15 protein-coding genes are annotated in these 13,678 nt (G+C 72.5%); 10 read left to right on the forward strand and 5 right to left on the reverse strand.

Annotated features, from left to right (window positions below; all coding sequences use genetic code 11):
* Positions 1-2: 2 nt before the first annotated feature.
* Complete coding sequence (locus tag ACFZDE_RS01680; protein WP_391197421.1) at positions 3-704, forward strand: phenylalanine--tRNA ligase beta subunit-related protein; 702 nt, start codon at positions 3-5, stop codon at positions 702-704.
* Positions 705-722: 18 nt separating this feature from the next.
* On the opposite strand, the gene ACFZDE_RS01685 is transcribed toward ACFZDE_RS01680, so the two are convergent.
* Positions 723-1,451: a 1-acyl-sn-glycerol-3-phosphate acyltransferase gene (locus tag ACFZDE_RS01685; RefSeq protein WP_391196427.1), complete on the reverse strand. Its 729-nt coding sequence runs from the start codon at positions 1,449-1,451 to the stop codon at positions 723-725.
* Between the two features lie 186 nt (positions 1,452-1,637).
* Positions 1,638-2,054, reverse strand: coding sequence for a DUF4395 family protein (locus tag ACFZDE_RS01690; protein WP_391196429.1), 417 nt, complete (start codon positions 2,052-2,054; stop codon positions 1,638-1,640).
* Between the two features lie 78 nt (positions 2,055-2,132).
* Between ACFZDE_RS01690 and ACFZDE_RS01695 the strand changes: the two genes are divergently transcribed.
* The 4 genes from ACFZDE_RS01695 (at position 2,133) to ACFZDE_RS01710 (ending at position 5,146) form a co-directional block, all read left to right on the forward strand.
* Positions 2,133-2,546, forward strand: coding sequence for a thioredoxin domain-containing protein (locus ACFZDE_RS01695; protein ID WP_391197422.1), 414 nt, complete (start codon positions 2,133-2,135; stop codon positions 2,544-2,546).
* Between the two features lie 83 nt (positions 2,547-2,629).
* The gene (locus tag ACFZDE_RS01700; RefSeq protein WP_391196430.1) at positions 2,630-3,121 is read left to right on the forward strand and encodes a flavin reductase; all 492 of its coding nucleotides are present in this window, start codon (positions 2,630-2,632) and stop codon (positions 3,119-3,121) included.
* Between the two features lie 221 nt (positions 3,122-3,342).
* Positions 3,343-4,131: an electron transfer flavoprotein subunit beta/FixA family protein gene (locus ACFZDE_RS01705; protein ID WP_390991324.1), complete on the forward strand. Its 789-nt coding sequence runs from the start codon at positions 3,343-3,345 to the stop codon at positions 4,129-4,131.
* 52 nt (positions 4,132-4,183) lie between these two features.
* Positions 4,184-5,146 (forward strand): FAD-binding protein, encoded by a 963-nt coding sequence (locus tag ACFZDE_RS01710; RefSeq protein WP_391196434.1) that lies wholly within the window; start codon positions 4,184-4,186, stop codon positions 5,144-5,146.
* A gap of 57 nt (positions 5,147-5,203) precedes the next feature.
* Here ACFZDE_RS01710 and ACFZDE_RS01715 read toward each other — a convergent pair whose 3' ends face one another.
* Complete coding sequence (locus ACFZDE_RS01715) at positions 5,204-6,109, reverse strand: endonuclease/exonuclease/phosphatase family protein (protein ID WP_391196436.1); 906 nt, start codon at positions 6,107-6,109, stop codon at positions 5,204-5,206.
* A 193-nt stretch (positions 6,110-6,302) separates the two neighbouring features.
* Between ACFZDE_RS01715 and ACFZDE_RS01720 the strand changes: the two genes are divergently transcribed.
* The gene (locus ACFZDE_RS01720) at positions 6,303-7,604 is read left to right on the forward strand and encodes a DUF6986 family protein (RefSeq protein WP_390991315.1); all 1,302 of its coding nucleotides are present in this window, start codon (positions 6,303-6,305) and stop codon (positions 7,602-7,604) included.
* Between the two features lie 154 nt (positions 7,605-7,758).
* Positions 7,759-9,624, forward strand: coding sequence for a protein kinase (locus tag ACFZDE_RS01725; RefSeq protein WP_391196440.1), 1,866 nt, complete (start codon positions 7,759-7,761; stop codon positions 9,622-9,624).
* Here ACFZDE_RS01725 and ACFZDE_RS01730 read toward each other — a convergent pair.
* Positions 9,570-10,385 (reverse strand): hypothetical protein, encoded by an 816-nt coding sequence (locus tag ACFZDE_RS01730; RefSeq protein WP_391196442.1) that lies wholly within the window; start codon positions 10,383-10,385, stop codon positions 9,570-9,572. The genes ACFZDE_RS01725 and ACFZDE_RS01730 overlap by 55 nt on opposite strands.
* A gap of 7 nt (positions 10,386-10,392) precedes the next feature.
* Positions 10,393-11,457, reverse strand: coding sequence for a substrate-binding domain-containing protein (locus tag ACFZDE_RS01735; protein ID WP_391196443.1), 1,065 nt, complete (start codon positions 11,455-11,457; stop codon positions 10,393-10,395).
* Positions 11,458-11,655: 198 nt separating this feature from the next.
* Between ACFZDE_RS01735 and ACFZDE_RS01740 the strand changes: the two genes are divergently transcribed.
* From ACFZDE_RS01740 to ACFZDE_RS01750, 3 genes are all read left to right on the forward strand, one after another.
* Complete coding sequence (locus ACFZDE_RS01740) at positions 11,656-12,609, forward strand: ROK family protein (RefSeq protein WP_391196446.1); 954 nt, start codon at positions 11,656-11,658, stop codon at positions 12,607-12,609.
* 170 nt (positions 12,610-12,779) lie between these two features.
* Complete coding sequence (locus ACFZDE_RS01745) at positions 12,780-13,223, forward strand: helix-turn-helix domain-containing protein (RefSeq protein WP_391196449.1); 444 nt, start codon at positions 12,780-12,782, stop codon at positions 13,221-13,223.
* Between the two features lie 10 nt (positions 13,224-13,233).
* Entirely contained in the window at positions 13,234-13,650 is a 417-nt protein-coding gene (locus ACFZDE_RS01750) for a VOC family protein (protein WP_390991297.1), read from the forward strand.
* Positions 13,651-13,678: the final 28 nt, after the last annotated feature.

The raw sequence follows: 13,678 nt of genomic DNA on the forward strand, positions 1-13,678 counted from the left end.
CCATGACGCTCACGCTGACCGTGTCCGACGACGTGCGCGCTCTCGCGCCCGCATTCACCCACGTCGCGATCGAGGCGCACGGCCTGGTCAACGGACCGAGCAGCGAGGCCGGTTCGGCCCTGCTGGACGACGCGGCACGCCGACTCGCCGCCCGGCTGGAGGGCCGCGACCCGCACGAGGACCCGCACATGGCCGCCTGGCGCCAGGTCTACACGGCGTTCGGCTCGAAGCCGTCCAGGACCCGCAACTCGGCCGAGGCACTGGCCAAACGGGCCCTGTCGGACGCCGGGCTGCCCCGCATCAACCTGCTCGTCGACCTCTACAACGCCGTCTCCGTCGACCGTCTCATCCCCATCGGTGGCGAGGACCTCGACCGTATCGAGGGCGGGATGCGTCTGATCCGGGCCACGGGGCGGGAGGACTTCGTGTCCGTCGCCGGAGGTGAGGAGACCGTCGAACACCCCGACGCGGGCGAGGTGGTGTGGTGTGACGACGCGGGTGTGACCTGCCGCCGCTGGAACTGGCGCCAGGGCCCGCGCACCCGGCTCACCGAGGAGACGACGTCGGGCGTCTTCCTGCTGGAGAGCCTGGCGCCGATGCCGGTCGCCGAGGTGACGGCGGCGGCGGAGGAACTCGCCGGGCTGCTGGAGCGGTTCAGCCCGGGAGCGGACATCGCCGTCCGCGCCCCGCAGTCCTCGGCGTGATCCCCGGCCGGACCGGCGTCAGTGCGCCTCGGCCGCCCGCACCTGCTCCGGCGTCGGGGCCGTGCCGCCGAGGTGGGCGGGCATCCACCAGGTGTCTTCCGGGCCCTTGGGGCGGACGGGGTAGGCGCGCTGGGCGGCCTCCAGGAGCTCCTGGACGCGCTCGCGCAGCTGACGCGTGATGGCGCCCGCGTACTTGTCGCGGGAGGCCTCGATCGCCTCGCCGACCCGGATCGTGATGGGGATGTGGCTGCGCTTGAAGTTGCGCGGCTGGCCCTTGGTCCACAGCCGCTGCGTGCCCCACACCGCCATCGGGATCAGCGGGACGCCGGCCTCCTGCGCCAGGCGCGCCGCACCCGACTTGAAGCTCTTCAGCGTGAACGACTGCGAGATCGTCGCCTCCGGGAAGACCCCGACGATCTCGCCCGACCGCAGCGAGTCCAGGGCGTGCGCGTAGGCCGCCTCGCCCTGCTTGCGGTCCACGGGGATGTGCTTCATGCCGCGCATCAGCGGACCGGAGATCCGGTGCCGGAAGACGGACTCCTTGGCCATGAACCGCACGAGACGCTTCTGCGGCAGCGCCGCCAGGCCGTCGAAGACGAAGTCCAGGTAGCTGATGTGATTACTCACCAGCACGGCGCCGCCCGAGCGCGGGATGTTCTCCGAACCCTGGAGGTCGATCTTGAGGTCCCACACCTTGAACAGCGTGCGGGCGAAACCGACGACCGGACGGTAGACGAGCTCTGCCATGGGCGGGTCGGACCCTTCCTGCTCTGCCTGGGAAGGGATTCCCAGTGGAAAGTTACGCAGCCGTAGGTTTACGGCTTTCGCAGATCGTGCCCGAAGAACGGCCGGGTAGCCAGTCCTCGTGCCCGTACACCACGAGATTCTCGTCACGTCGCCCGCGGCTTCCCACCTCGTGCTTTTGCGCCCCCATTACCCCGCGCGCGCCGTCACGCGCCGCGCGAGCAGGTACAACTCACAGCCCAGGCAATACCCGAACGCAGCATTGAGGAAGGCCGCGGCGAGCGCGGCGCCGGTCGCCGCGAGCCCCAGCCAGCCGGGTCCCAGAGTGAGCCCGACGAGCCCGAGCCCGGCGAAGAGCAACCCCACCGCCTGGGCGAAACGCGGCGGTTCGGGCGCTTCGAACCGCGTCGGCGGCCCGAGCCGCGGCCGTACGACCCGGGCGAACAGCAGGCCGTAGGGGGAGCGCCGGACCCCGCCCGCGGCGCCGAGCGCGAACGCCAGCGTTTGCCAGGCCAGCAGCCAGGCGCTCCCGGTGACCAGAACGACCGCCAGTACGGCGGCCGTGACGGCCGCGCCGAAACGCGGCCCTCTTGCATCGATGTCCATGGGAACCAAGCATTCCGCAGCGCGGCCGTGGAGCGGGTGCGGGAATCTTTGCGGTCTCGTGAACGCTTGCAGCAGGTGATGACCGGACTGGTGGTGTGCGTGGCGGTGCTCGCGGTGGCGAGCGCCTACGGAGTGCTGCAACGGCGGCGGAGCGGGAGGGTGCGGGTGCGCGGGCGGGACGACGGCAAGCGGCTCGATGCGGCGGACCTGGGCTCGGAACTCGGCGAGCGGGCCACGCTCGTGCAGTTCTCCAGCGCCTTCTGCGCGCCCTGCCGGGCGACCCGGCGGGTCCTCGGCGAGGTCGCCGCGGTGGTGCCCGGTGTGACCCACGTCGAGATCGACGCCGAGGCCCACCTGGACCTGGTGCGACGGCTGGACATCCTCAAGACGCCGACCGTGCTGGTCCTCGACGCCGACGGCCGGGTGGTGCGGCGGGCCACGGGACAGCCGCGCAAGGCCGACGTGATCGCCGCGCTGGGGGAGGCGGTGTGACGGGCACGACGCCGCCAGTGAGTCATCTCCCACATCACGGAACGAACTTGACTGTGCATGCCATTTATCGTCAGCCTGACCGCATGCCTGCGGACCTTCTCGCCACGCCCGACCTCCTGCGCTCGGTCTTCCGGCGGCACGCGGCGGGAGTCGCCGTCATCACCGCCCGTGGCGAGGCCGGACCGGTGGGGTTCACCGCCACCTCGCTGACGTCCGTCTCCGCCGAGCCGCCCTTGCTGTCCTTCGGGGTCGGCACCGGCGCCTCCAGCTGGCCCGCGATCCGGACGGCTGACCACGTCGGTGTCCACATCCTCGGCGAGCACCAGCAGGAGCTCGCCGCCACCTTCGCCCGCAGCGGCGCCGACCGCTTCGGCCCGCCCACCGTCTGGCGTGAGGGGCCCGAGGGCGTCCCGGTCCTCGATGGCGTGGTGGCCTGGCTGGTGGGCCGGGTCGTGACCCGCGTCCCCGCCGGTGACCACCGGATCGTGCTCGCCGAGGTGGTGCAGGGCGACCCCTCGGGCACCGGCCGTCCGCTCCTCTACCACCAGGGGCGATTCCAGCGCCTGCGCGACTGAACCGGGCGTCCCCCCGGGCTGCGTGACCGTCGAGTTCCGGTTACGCTGCGTTGCGAAGGTCACAGTTCAAAGCGCTTGCTTAGCGGGAACGAACTGGGTGTACTGACGAGTAATATTTCGCTCGGGGCGTGGGTTCGCCCCGACCGGGATCGGACGCTAGAGGCGCCTATGCTGCCTGCAAGTAGGCAGCATGGAAATGACGATGCAGTAGGAGAGCCGGCGTGAGCTTGAGGATCGTTGTCACTGTGAAGTACGTGCCCGACGCCACTGGCGACCGGCACTTCGCCGATGACCTGACCGTCGACCGGGACGACGTGGACGGTCTGCTCTCCGAGCTCGACGAGTACGCGGTCGAGCAGGCGCTGCAGATCTCCGAGAACTCCGACGACGACGTGGAGATCACCGTCCTGACCGTGGGCCCCGAGGACGCCAAGGACGCGCTGCGCAAGGCGCTGTCCATGGGCGCCGACAAGGCGATCCACGTCGAGGACGACGACATCCACGGCGCCGACGCCATCGGCACCTCCCTGGTCCTGGCCAAGGCGATCGAGAAGGCCGGTTACGACCTGGTCGTCTCCGGTATGGCCTCCACCGACGGCACCATGGGCGTCGTCCCGGCCCTGCTCGCCGAGCGCCTGGGCGTCCCGCAGGTCACCCTGCTCTCCGAGGTCTCCGTCGAGGACGGCACCGTCAAGGGCCGCCGCGACGGCGACGCCGCCTCCGAGAACCTGGAGGCCTCCCTGCCGGCGGTCGTGTCGGTGACCGACCAGTCGGGCGAGGCGCGTTACCCGTCCTTCAAGGGCATCATGGCGGCCAAGAAGAAGCCGGTTCAGTCCTGGGACCTGTCCGACCTCGACATCGAGGCGGAGGAGGTCGGCCTGGAGGGCGCCTGGACCGCGGTCGACTCCGCGGCCGAGCGTCCGGCCCGTACCGCGGGCACGATCGTCAAGGACGAGGGCGAGGGCGGCAAGCAGCTCGCCGAGTTCCTCGCGGGCCAGAAGTTCATCTGAGCCCCCACGCCGACCGCCCCTCATCTGATCCAAGCTGGAGAGAAGAAGTCCCATGGCTGAAGTTCTCGTCTACGTCGACCACGTGGACGGCGCCGTCCGCAAGCCCACCCTGGAGCTGCTGACCCTGGCCCGCCGCGTCGGCGAGCCGGTCGCCGTCGCGCTGGGCAACGGCGCCGCCGACACCGCCGCCGCCCTCGCCGAGCACGGCGCGGTGAAGGTGCTCACCCACGAGGCCGCCGAGTACGCCGACTACCTGGTCGTGCCGAAGGTCGACGCCCTCCAGGCCGCCGTCGCCGCCGTCTCCCCGGCCGCCGTGCTGGTCCCGTCCTCCGCCGAGGGCAAGGAGATCGCCGCCCGCCTGGCGCTGCGCATCGGCTCCGGCATCATCACCGACGCCGTCGACCTCGAGGCCGGCGCCGAGGGCCCGGTGGCCACGCAGTCCGTGTTCGCCGCGTCCTTCACCACCAAGTCCCGTGTCTCCAAGGGCACCCCGGTCATCACGGTCAAGCCCAACAGCGCCGCCGTGGAGGCCGCCCCGGCCGCCGGTGCGGTCGAGGCCCTGTCCGTCACCTTCTCCGACCAGGCGACCGGCACCAAGGTCACCGGCCGTACGCCGCGTGAGTCGACGGGCCGTCCGGAGCTGACCGAGGCCGCGATCGTGGTCTCCGGTGGCCGCGGTGTCAACGGCGCGGAGAACTTCGCGATCATCGAGGCGCTCGCCGACTCGCTCGGTGCCGCTGTCGGTGCCTCGCGTGCCGCGGTGGACGCGGGCTGGTACCCGCACACCAACCAGGTCGGCCAGACCGGCAAGTCCGTCTCGCCGCAGCTGTACATCGCCAACGGCATCTCCGGTGCGATCCAGCACCGCGCCGGTATGCAGACCTCGAAGACGATCGTGGCGGTCAACAAGGACGCCGAGGCCCCGATCTTCGACCTCGTCGACTACGGCGTCGTCGGCGACCTCTTCGACGTCGTCCCGGCCCTCACCGAGGAGATCAAGACCCGCAAGGGCTGATCGGCCTCCGGCTGGACAGGGCCCCCGTGACCGCGCGAACGGTCACGGGGGCTCTTCTCATCCCAGGGTCATCGAGGCCTGCACCGGAAGATGGTCGCTCGGGTACGTCCCGCCCCTGCTGAAGGTGTTCATCCGGGCCGAGTGCGTGGTCACTCCGGGGGTGGTGAGGATCCAGTCGATGCGCCGCCCGCCGGGTTCGGGCGCCCGGTAGCCGTGGTGCGTTCCGTACGCCGGACCCCGCGAGGCCGCCGCGTCCCAGGCGTCCACCAGCCCGATGTCCAGCATGAGGTCGTGCACCCGGTTGTCGTGGGCGGCCGCGTTGAAGTCGCCGGTGACGATGACCGGTGAGGACCGGTCCCACGCGGCGATCGTCTCGCCGATGAGCCCCGCAGAGCGTTCCCGGGCGTACTGGCTGACGCTGTCCAGGTGGGTGTTGAGCACGTAGAACTCCCGTCCCCCGTCGGCGAGATCGGTGAAACGGACCCAGGTCACCATGCGGAGCCAGTCCGCACCCCAGGTGTTCGAGGCGATCGTGGACGGGGTGTCGGACAGCCAGAAGTGATCGAACTCGAGCGGTTCGAGTCTGCGCGTGTCGTAGAAGACCGCCATGAACTCGTCCTTGCTGCCGCCCCCTCGTCCGACGCCGATCCAGTCGTAGTGCTCGCCGAGATCCTTCTCGATCGCGCGTACCTGCCGGTAGAGCCCCTCCTGGGTGCCGATGACGTGCGGTCGCTCGCGGCGCAGCAGCTCTCGCATCACCGGTCGGCGCACCTCCCAGCGCGGGGTCCGGTCGACGACGGTCCCGAAGCGGACGTTGAACGTCATCACGTCCAGGGCGCCCGGGTGCTCGCCGGCGGAAGCGGGCGGTGTGGCGCCCGCGGTGGTGAGCAGCGGTCCCGCGACGACGGCGGCGGCCGCCGCCTTGAGCCCGTGGCGGCGCGTCAGCGCGACCTCGTTCGACACGTGGTCTCCTCCCCTTGCACGTCAGGATGAAGCTTGCCCGCTGAATACGGAAGATGAGGGCGGGTCGGCGGTGACCGAGGGTGAAGGATGGGGAACCCCACTCCGAGACGGTGTTGACCAGGCCGAAGGTCGGCCGATAACTTCGCTCTACGGATTGTTGATTCCGTACAGCGGAAAAGAGGAGGGTCTCGGAATGGGTCAGGGCCAGCAGGAGAAGGTGGCGACGAGCCTCGCGGGCGCGGTCAGCGAGGAGATCAGCGCCTCCCTCGCGCCGGTCGACGCCGAGCTGGAGCGCCGCTACCCCGGGGACCCCGGCACCCGCCAGCCCGTCCACACCGTCTACGTGCCCGGTGACGTCTTTGCCGCCGACACCGTCCGCTCCTGGGGCGACCGCGCCCTGGCGGCCCTCGACGAACACGCTCCCGACGCCGCGTCCTTCGCCGCCGTCCTGGGCCTCTCCGACGAACTCGCCGAGCCCGTCCACGCGCGCGTGCGCGCCAAGCTGGAGCGCGAGCCGATCGAGGACCTGCGCGTCGACTTCGAGGACGGCTACGGCAACCGCCCCGACGCCGAGGAGGACGAGGCCGCCGCCCGCGCCGCCCGCATCATCGCCGAGGCCTACGCGGACGGGACCGCCGCCCCCTACATGGGCATCCGCATGAAGTGCATGGAAGCGCCCGTACGCGCCCGGGGCATCCGCACCCTCGACATCTTCCTCACCGGCCTGATGGAGGCCGGCGGCCTGCCCGGCGGACTGGTCCTCACCCTGCCGAAGGTGACCTACGCCGAGCAGGTCACCGCCATGGCACGACTGCTGGACGCCTTCGAGAAGGCACACGGGCTCGAGCCCGGCCGGATCGGCTTCGAGATCCAGATCGAGACCAGCCAGTCCATCCTCGCCGCCGACGGCACCGCCACCGTCGCCCGCATGATCCAGGCCGCCGACGGCCGCGCTACCGGCCTGCACTACGGCACCTTCGACTACAGCGCCTGCCTCGGCGTCTCCGCCGCGCACCAGGCCGGCGACCACCCCGCCGCCGACCACGCCAAGGCCGTCATGCAGGTCGCGGCGGCCGGCACCGGCGTACGCGTCTCGGACGGCTCGACGAACGTCCTCCCGGTCGGCCCCACCGCCAAGGTCCACGACGCCTGGCGCCTGCACTACGGCCTCACCCGCCGCGCCCTGGCCCGCGCCTACTACCAGGGCTGGGACATGCACCCCGGCCACATCCCCACCCGCTACGCCGCCGTCTTCGCCTTCTACCGCGAGGGCTTCGAGCAGGCCGCCGCCCGGCTGTCCCGCTACGCCAACCGCACCGGCGGCGACGTCATGGACGAACCCGCCACCGCCAAGGCCCTCAGCGGCTACCTGCTGCGCGGCCTGGACTGCGGCGCCCTGGACATCGGGGAGGTCGCCCGCCTGGCCGGCCTGACCCGGGCGGACCTGGAGAGCTTCGCGGCGCCCCGGCGCGGGGACCTGACGGCTTCCGCGTGACCACGCCGGTCCGGCGGATCGGACAGCGCGTACCGGGCCTGTCACAGCCGTCACCAGCGCCTGTCGCTGTCACCGGAGCCCCGTAGTCTGTACGCCACGCGCCGACGGTGTCGGGTCGTCGGCGCATCCGGTGGGGTCACAGGAACGGGGCAGCGTGTCGACGGGGGAGTACGGGCAGACGGACGGGGCCGGGCGGCTGCTGGCGGGCCGCTACCGCGTCACGGCGGCGCTGGGACGCGGCGGCATGGGCATCGTCTGGAAGGCCGTCGACGAGGTCCTCGGCCGTGAGGTCGCGGTCAAGGAACTGCGCACCTACACCGACGCGGCCGGTCCCGAACTGGCCGCTCTGCAGCTGCGGATGCAGCGCGAGGCCCGCGCGGCGGCCCGGGTCCGCCACCCCGGTGTCATCGCCGTGCACGACATCGCCCAGGTCGACGGGCGCCCGCTCATCGTCATGGAACTGGTCGACGGGCCGTCCCTGGACGACGTCCTGCGCGAGCGCGGCCCGCTGGAGCCGGGCGAGGCGGCCGGGATCGGCGCGAAGGTCATGGACGCACTGGCCGCCGCCCACCGCGCGGGCGTCCTGCACCGGGACGTCAAGCCCGGCAACATCCTGCTCGACCGCTCGGGCAGGGTCGTCCTGACCGACTTCGGCATCGCCACGATGGACGATCCGGGGGACGGTTCGGCCACGCACCTCACGCGCAGCGGCGAACTCGTCGGCTCGCTCGACTACCTCGCCCCCGAGCGGGCCCAGGGCGCCGACCCGGGCCCCGCCTCCGACATCTGGGCCCTGGGCGCCACCCTGTACGCGGCCGTCGAGGGCTCCTCGCCCTTCCGCCGCACGTCCACGTTCTCCACGCTCACCGCGATCGTCTCCGAGCCGCTGCCGGAGCCCCGCCGCGCCGGCCCCCTCGGCCCCGTCCTCCAGCGGCTGATGGACAAGCGTCCCGAGTCCCGCCCGGAGGCCGACCAGGCCCGCGCCCTGCTCCAGGCGGTCGCGGACACGGGCGGCACCGACACCTCGACGTCCACCCTGCGGGGCCCGGCGCCCACGCCCCCGCGCGCGCAGACGGAACGCAGCGTCCCGTCGGTACCGCCGGGTTTCGGTCCTCCGCGGAGCGCCACCGGCCCTCAGGGCACCGGCCCCGCCGAGCAACACCCGAGCACCGGCCCGCAGGGCACCGGCCCCGCCGAGCAACACCCGAGCACCGGCCCGCAGGGCACGGGCTCCGCCCAGCAGCCCCCGGGCACCGCCGCACAGGCCCTCGCTCCCGTCGCCCCCGGCGGCAGCACGCCAGGACCCACCGCCCCGACCACCTCGATGAACCCCGACCGCACCGCCTCCCGCCGCAAGGCGCGCGTCCTGATGGCCGCCGCGGCCGTCGCCGTCGTCCTCGCCGCCGCCGGGACCACGGTCGCCCTCCTCGGTGATCCAGGAGGCAAGGAGACCGGGGCGCGGACCGACGCGGCCCGCGGGGAGGCCGGGTCCACCGAGCCCGCCGGGGCGGACGACGGCTCGAACGCGCCGACCGCCACGCGGCAGGGCGACGACAAGGGGAAGGCCCCGGCCGACAGGCCCGCGGGCAAGAAGGACCCCGGGCCCACCGCCGCGGCGACCACACCGGCCCCCGAGAAGCCGAGCGGCGGCGCGAGCGAGGGGACGCGGGACGGCGACACCTCCGGCGGCGGTTCCGGTGGCGGCGCCCCGACGGGCGGCGGCACGACCACCCCGGCCCCGGTCTGCCATCCCATCGGCGGCGGCAAGTACAACTGCCACGTCTGGAAGACCGCCGACTCCTACACCGCCGCCGGCGCCAAGGCCGGCATCCTCAACGCGGGCACCAACTACTTCTACTGCCAGCGAAACCTCGGCCGCCGCGAGACCTCCGGGCAGTGGACCAACGTCTGGTGGGCGAAGACCGACGACGACAGCGGCAACACCGGCGTCTGGGTCAGCGACGTCTACATCAAGGGCGGTGACAACGACGCACCGGTCCCCGGGCTCCCGCTCTGCTGAGCCCGCGCCGAGGCGGCCACGTACCGCTCCAGACCGGAGGCCGTCACCAGCTTCTCCTCGATGAACAGCCGGGTGCCCCGCTCGCACAACCGCCGGTCTCCGCGTGCCCGCGCGCAGAACTCCTCGGGCACGACACCGAACAGCTCCCGCAACCGCGGCAGCCCGACCAGCAGCTCGGTCAGCAGCTCCCGCTCACCCGGGTGCGTGCGCCTGGTGCCCGTGCCGTCGTGGAGGACGCCGTGCCGGTTGACGTAGGCGTACGCCCCGGGCAGGCGGGTGCCGTCCGCGAGGTCGATCCGGACGTCGGGCGACGGCAGCCACGCCCGGTCGAAATTGCCGCCCGGCACCGGCACGCCCTCGCTCGCGTCGATCACAGCGAGCTGCTCGGCGTCGAGCCAGAGGACGAACAGCTCCCGCACGGCGCCCGGGGCGCCGACCGGCGACGCCGAGACATAGCCCATGCGGCTCACATGCGCGGAGACACCCGCGTCGATGCCCGTCACCCGGGCCTTCACCATCGGCAGCGGTGAGCCGATCCCGCACTCCGTCATCTTGTGCCGCAACTGCCCCGGGCAGCCGTTGGAGCCGATGGCGATGACCGGCGTGCGGTCCTCGTACACCAGCCGCTCGGCAGGCAGGAAGCGGTCTCCGGCGAGGAGCCCGGAATCAGCGGGCCACGCCCCCGGATACAGCAGGGGGTGCTCGCGCGGCGCCTCGGCCAGGCCCAGCGCCCGCAGGGTGCGATCGGTGCCGTCGTCCATGGGCCGCTCAGTCCGCCGGCGGGATCTCGCCCGAGCCGCGGGTGATCAGCCGGGTCGGCAGCTCGATGCGCTCGGGAGTGACGAGGGTGCCGTCCAACTGCCTGAAGAGACGTTCCGCCGCGGTGCGGCCGATGTCCGAGGCGTCCTGGGCGACGACCGAGACGCCCGGCTGGAGCAGGTCGGCGAGCTCGATGTCGTCGAAGCCGACCAGGGCGACGCGGCGGGCCTGCTCGGCGAGCACCCGGATCACGGTGACCGTCACGCGGTTGTTGCCGGCGAAGATCGCCGTGACCGGGTCCGGGCCGGTCAGCATGTCCTCGGCGGCCCGGCGCACCCGCTCGGGGCCGGTGACGCCGAGGGACATCCAGGAGCCCGCGACCGGTATGCCCGCGTCCTCCATCGCCGCCCGGTAGCCGCGCAGCCGCTCGGCGGCGGTGTGGATGCGGGGCATGTCGCCGATGAAGCCGATCCGGCGGTGACCGTGGGCGATGAGGTGGGCGACGCCGTCGCGGGCGCCGCCGAAGTTGTCCGACAGGACCACGTCGGCGGCGATGTGCCCGGCCGGCCGGTCCACGAACACCGTGGCCACACCCGCCTTGAGCTCCGGTTCCAGATACCGGTGGTCGTCCCCGGCCGGGATCACCACCAGCCCGTCCACCCGCCGCGCACACAGCGCCAGCACCAGTTCCTGCTCGCGCTCGGGGTCCTCCGCGCTGGAGCCGTTGATCAGCAGGGCGCCGTGCGCGCGGGCCACCTCCTCGACCGACCGGCTCAGCGGCCCGTAGAACGGGTCCGCCAGGTCCTCCAGGACCAGGCCGATGCTCGCCGTGCGGCCCTTGCGCAGCACCCGCGCGCTGTCGTTGCGGCGGAAGCCGAGCGCATCGATCGCCTCCTGGACCCGCCGCTCCGTCTCCGGGGTGACCCCGGGCTCGCCGTTCACGACCCGGGAGACCGTCTTGAGGCCGACTCCGGCGCGTGCCGCTACGTCCTTCATGGTCGGCCGGGTGCCGTAGCGCGCTGCGGATCGGAGGGGGGGCTGGGGCACGGTGCGGTGTCCTGTCCTGTCGTCCACGGGGTGCGTCGAGTCCTGGGTTTGTATGAGGATGTGGCGTCGAGCATAGAGCCTGGACAACGTTGTCAGGCTCGGGGGAGACTGTCCACCGCACTCTCCGGACCCGCGCGCCGCCGTGGGACCGGTCCGCTGCGTGCCCTGCTTGACGGCTTTCTCGGCGTTTTTCTCATGTATGCCCGACGGGGAGATCCGACTCTGATGCACACCGACCTCGTGGCCGCGCTCGACATCGGCGGCACCAAGATCGCCGGCGCTCTGGTGGACGGCCACGGCCGGATCCTGGTACGCGCCCAGCGGCCGACGCCCGCCCGGGAGGACGGCGACACCGTGATGCGGGCCGTGGCGGAGGTCCTCGCCGAGCTCACCGTCTCGCCGCTGTGGGAGCGGGCCACCGCCCTGGGGATCGGCAGCGCCGGACCCGTGGACGCCTCCGCGGGCACGGTGAGCCCGGTGAACGTGCCGGGCTGGCGCGACTACCCGCTCGTCGCCCGGGTCCGGGACGCCGCCGGTAACCTGCCCGTCGAGCTGATCGGCGACGGTGTGGCGATCACGGCGGCCGAGCACTGGCAGGGCGCCGCCCGCGGCCATGACAACGCGCTGTGCATGGTCGTCTCCACGGGCGTCGGCGGCGGTCTGGTGCTCGGCGGTCGGCTGCACGCCGGGCCCACCGGCAACGCGGGCCACATCGGCCACATCAGCGTGGACCTCGACGGCGAGTTGTGCCCGTGCGGCTCGCACGGCTGCGTGGAGCGCATCGCGAGCGGCCCCAACATCGCCCGGCGCGCGCTGGAGAACGGCTGGCTGCCCGGACCCGACGGCGACACCTCCGCCGCGGCGGTGGCCGCCGCCGCCCGGTCCGGCGATCCGGTGGCCGTCGCCTCCTTCGAGCGGGCCGCCCGGGCCCTGGCCGCCGGGATCGCCGCCACCGCGACCCTCGTGGAGATCGACATCGCCGTGATCGGCGGGGGAGTGGGCAAGGCGGGCGACGTCCTGTTCGCTCCCCTGCGCAAGGCCCTGAGCACGTACGCGACGCTGTCCTTCGTGCGGCATCTGACGGTGGCGCCGGCCCGGACGGGCACCGACGCCGGGCTCGTGGGCGCGGCGGCGGCCGCACTGGCGAAGCGGACGGACGCGGCGGCGGCCGGGGTGTGAGGCCGGAAACCGCTCATCGGGCAGGAACGTTTGCCCCGTGGTGCCGACGGGGCGTGACGCTGTCCACCCCGGTGGCGAAGGGGGCATCGCTCCCAGGGTGATACGGACCAGTCCGTTCCGTATCGGCGGAAATCGACCGCATGTACGCGTGATGTGGCACGATCGCGCTTGTGAGCAGCAGACCCGCCTCCGAGCAGCACCTGCGTGACCTCGCCCGCCTGCGCCGCGTCAAGGACCGGATCGACCGGGAGTACGCGAAGCCCCTCGACGTCGAGGCGCTCGCCCGGGGCGTGCACATGTCGGCCGGGCACCTCAGCCGCGAGTTCCGGCGGGCGTACGGCGAGTCTCCGTACAGCTACCTCATGACGCGGCGCATCGAGCGCTCGATGGCGCTGCTGCGCCGGGGCGATCTCAGCGTCACCGAGGTGTGCTTCGAGGTCGGCTGCGCGTCGCTCGGTACGTTCAGCACGCGTTTCACCGAGCTGGTCGGCATGCCGCCCAGCGCCTACCGGCGTGAGGCGGCGCGCTCGACGGCGGGCATTCCTTCGTGCGTGTCGAAGCAGGTGACCAGACCGGTCAGGATTCGAGAAGCGCCCGCCGCGAGCCGAAACTAGCGTGATGGCCATGGACCTTCACATTCACGCCAGTTTCCTTCCGCACGACGACCCCGACGCCGCCCTGGCGTTCTACCGCGACACCCTCGGCTTCGAAGTCAGGAACGACGTCGGATACGAGGGCATGCGCTGGATCACCGTCGGCCCCGCGGGCCAGCCCGGCACGAACATCGTGCTGCATCCGCCGGCCGCCGACCCCGGCGTCACCGACGACGAGCGCCGCACCATCGCCGAGATGATGGCCAAGGGCACCTACGCCAGCATCGTCCTGGCCACCGACGACGTCGACGGCACCTTCGAGCGGGTGCAGGCGGGCGACGCCGAGGTGGTCCAGGAGCCGGTGGACCAGCCCTACGGCGTCCGCGACTGCGCCTTCCGCGACCCCGCGGGCAACATGGTCCGCATCCAGCAGGTCAAGGCGCCGTGACAGCCCCCCCGTACTGAACCCTTCACAC

The organism is Streptomyces sp. NPDC007929, from assembly GCF_042959065.1.
Classification (GTDB): Bacteria; Actinomycetota; Actinomycetes; order Streptomycetales; family Streptomycetaceae; genus Streptomyces.

Excerpts from the sequence above, each read along its gene's own strand:
- ACFZDE_RS01740 (WP_391196446.1), top strand. The coding sequence starts at position 11,656 with ATGCACACCGACCTCGTGGCCGCGCTCGACATCGGCGGCACCAAGATC.
- ACFZDE_RS01695 (WP_391197422.1), top strand. The coding sequence starts at position 2,133 with ATGACCGGACTGGTGGTGTGCGTGGCGGTGCTCGCGGTGGCGAGCGCC.
- ACFZDE_RS01750 (WP_390991297.1), top strand. The coding sequence starts at position 13,234 with ATGGACCTTCACATTCACGCCAGTTTCCTTCCGCACGACGACCCCGAC.
- ACFZDE_RS01700 (WP_391196430.1), top strand. The coding sequence starts at position 2,630 with ATGCCTGCGGACCTTCTCGCCACGCCCGACCTCCTGCGCTCGGTCTTC.
- ACFZDE_RS01685 (WP_391196427.1), bottom strand. The coding sequence starts at position 1,451 with ATGGCAGAGCTCGTCTACCGTCCGGTCGTCGGTTTCGCCCGCACGCTG.
- ACFZDE_RS01680 (WP_391197421.1), top strand. The coding sequence starts at position 3 with ATGACGCTCACGCTGACCGTGTCCGACGACGTGCGCGCTCTCGCGCCC.
- ACFZDE_RS01730 (WP_391196442.1), bottom strand. The coding sequence starts at position 10,385 with ATGGACGACGGCACCGATCGCACCCTGCGGGCGCTGGGCCTGGCCGAG.
- ACFZDE_RS01710 (WP_391196434.1), top strand. The coding sequence starts at position 4,184 with ATGGCTGAAGTTCTCGTCTACGTCGACCACGTGGACGGCGCCGTCCGC.
- ACFZDE_RS01720 (WP_390991315.1), top strand. The coding sequence starts at position 6,303 with ATGGGTCAGGGCCAGCAGGAGAAGGTGGCGACGAGCCTCGCGGGCGCG.
- ACFZDE_RS01690 (WP_391196429.1), bottom strand. The coding sequence starts at position 2,054 with ATGGACATCGATGCAAGAGGGCCGCGTTTCGGCGCGGCCGTCACGGCC.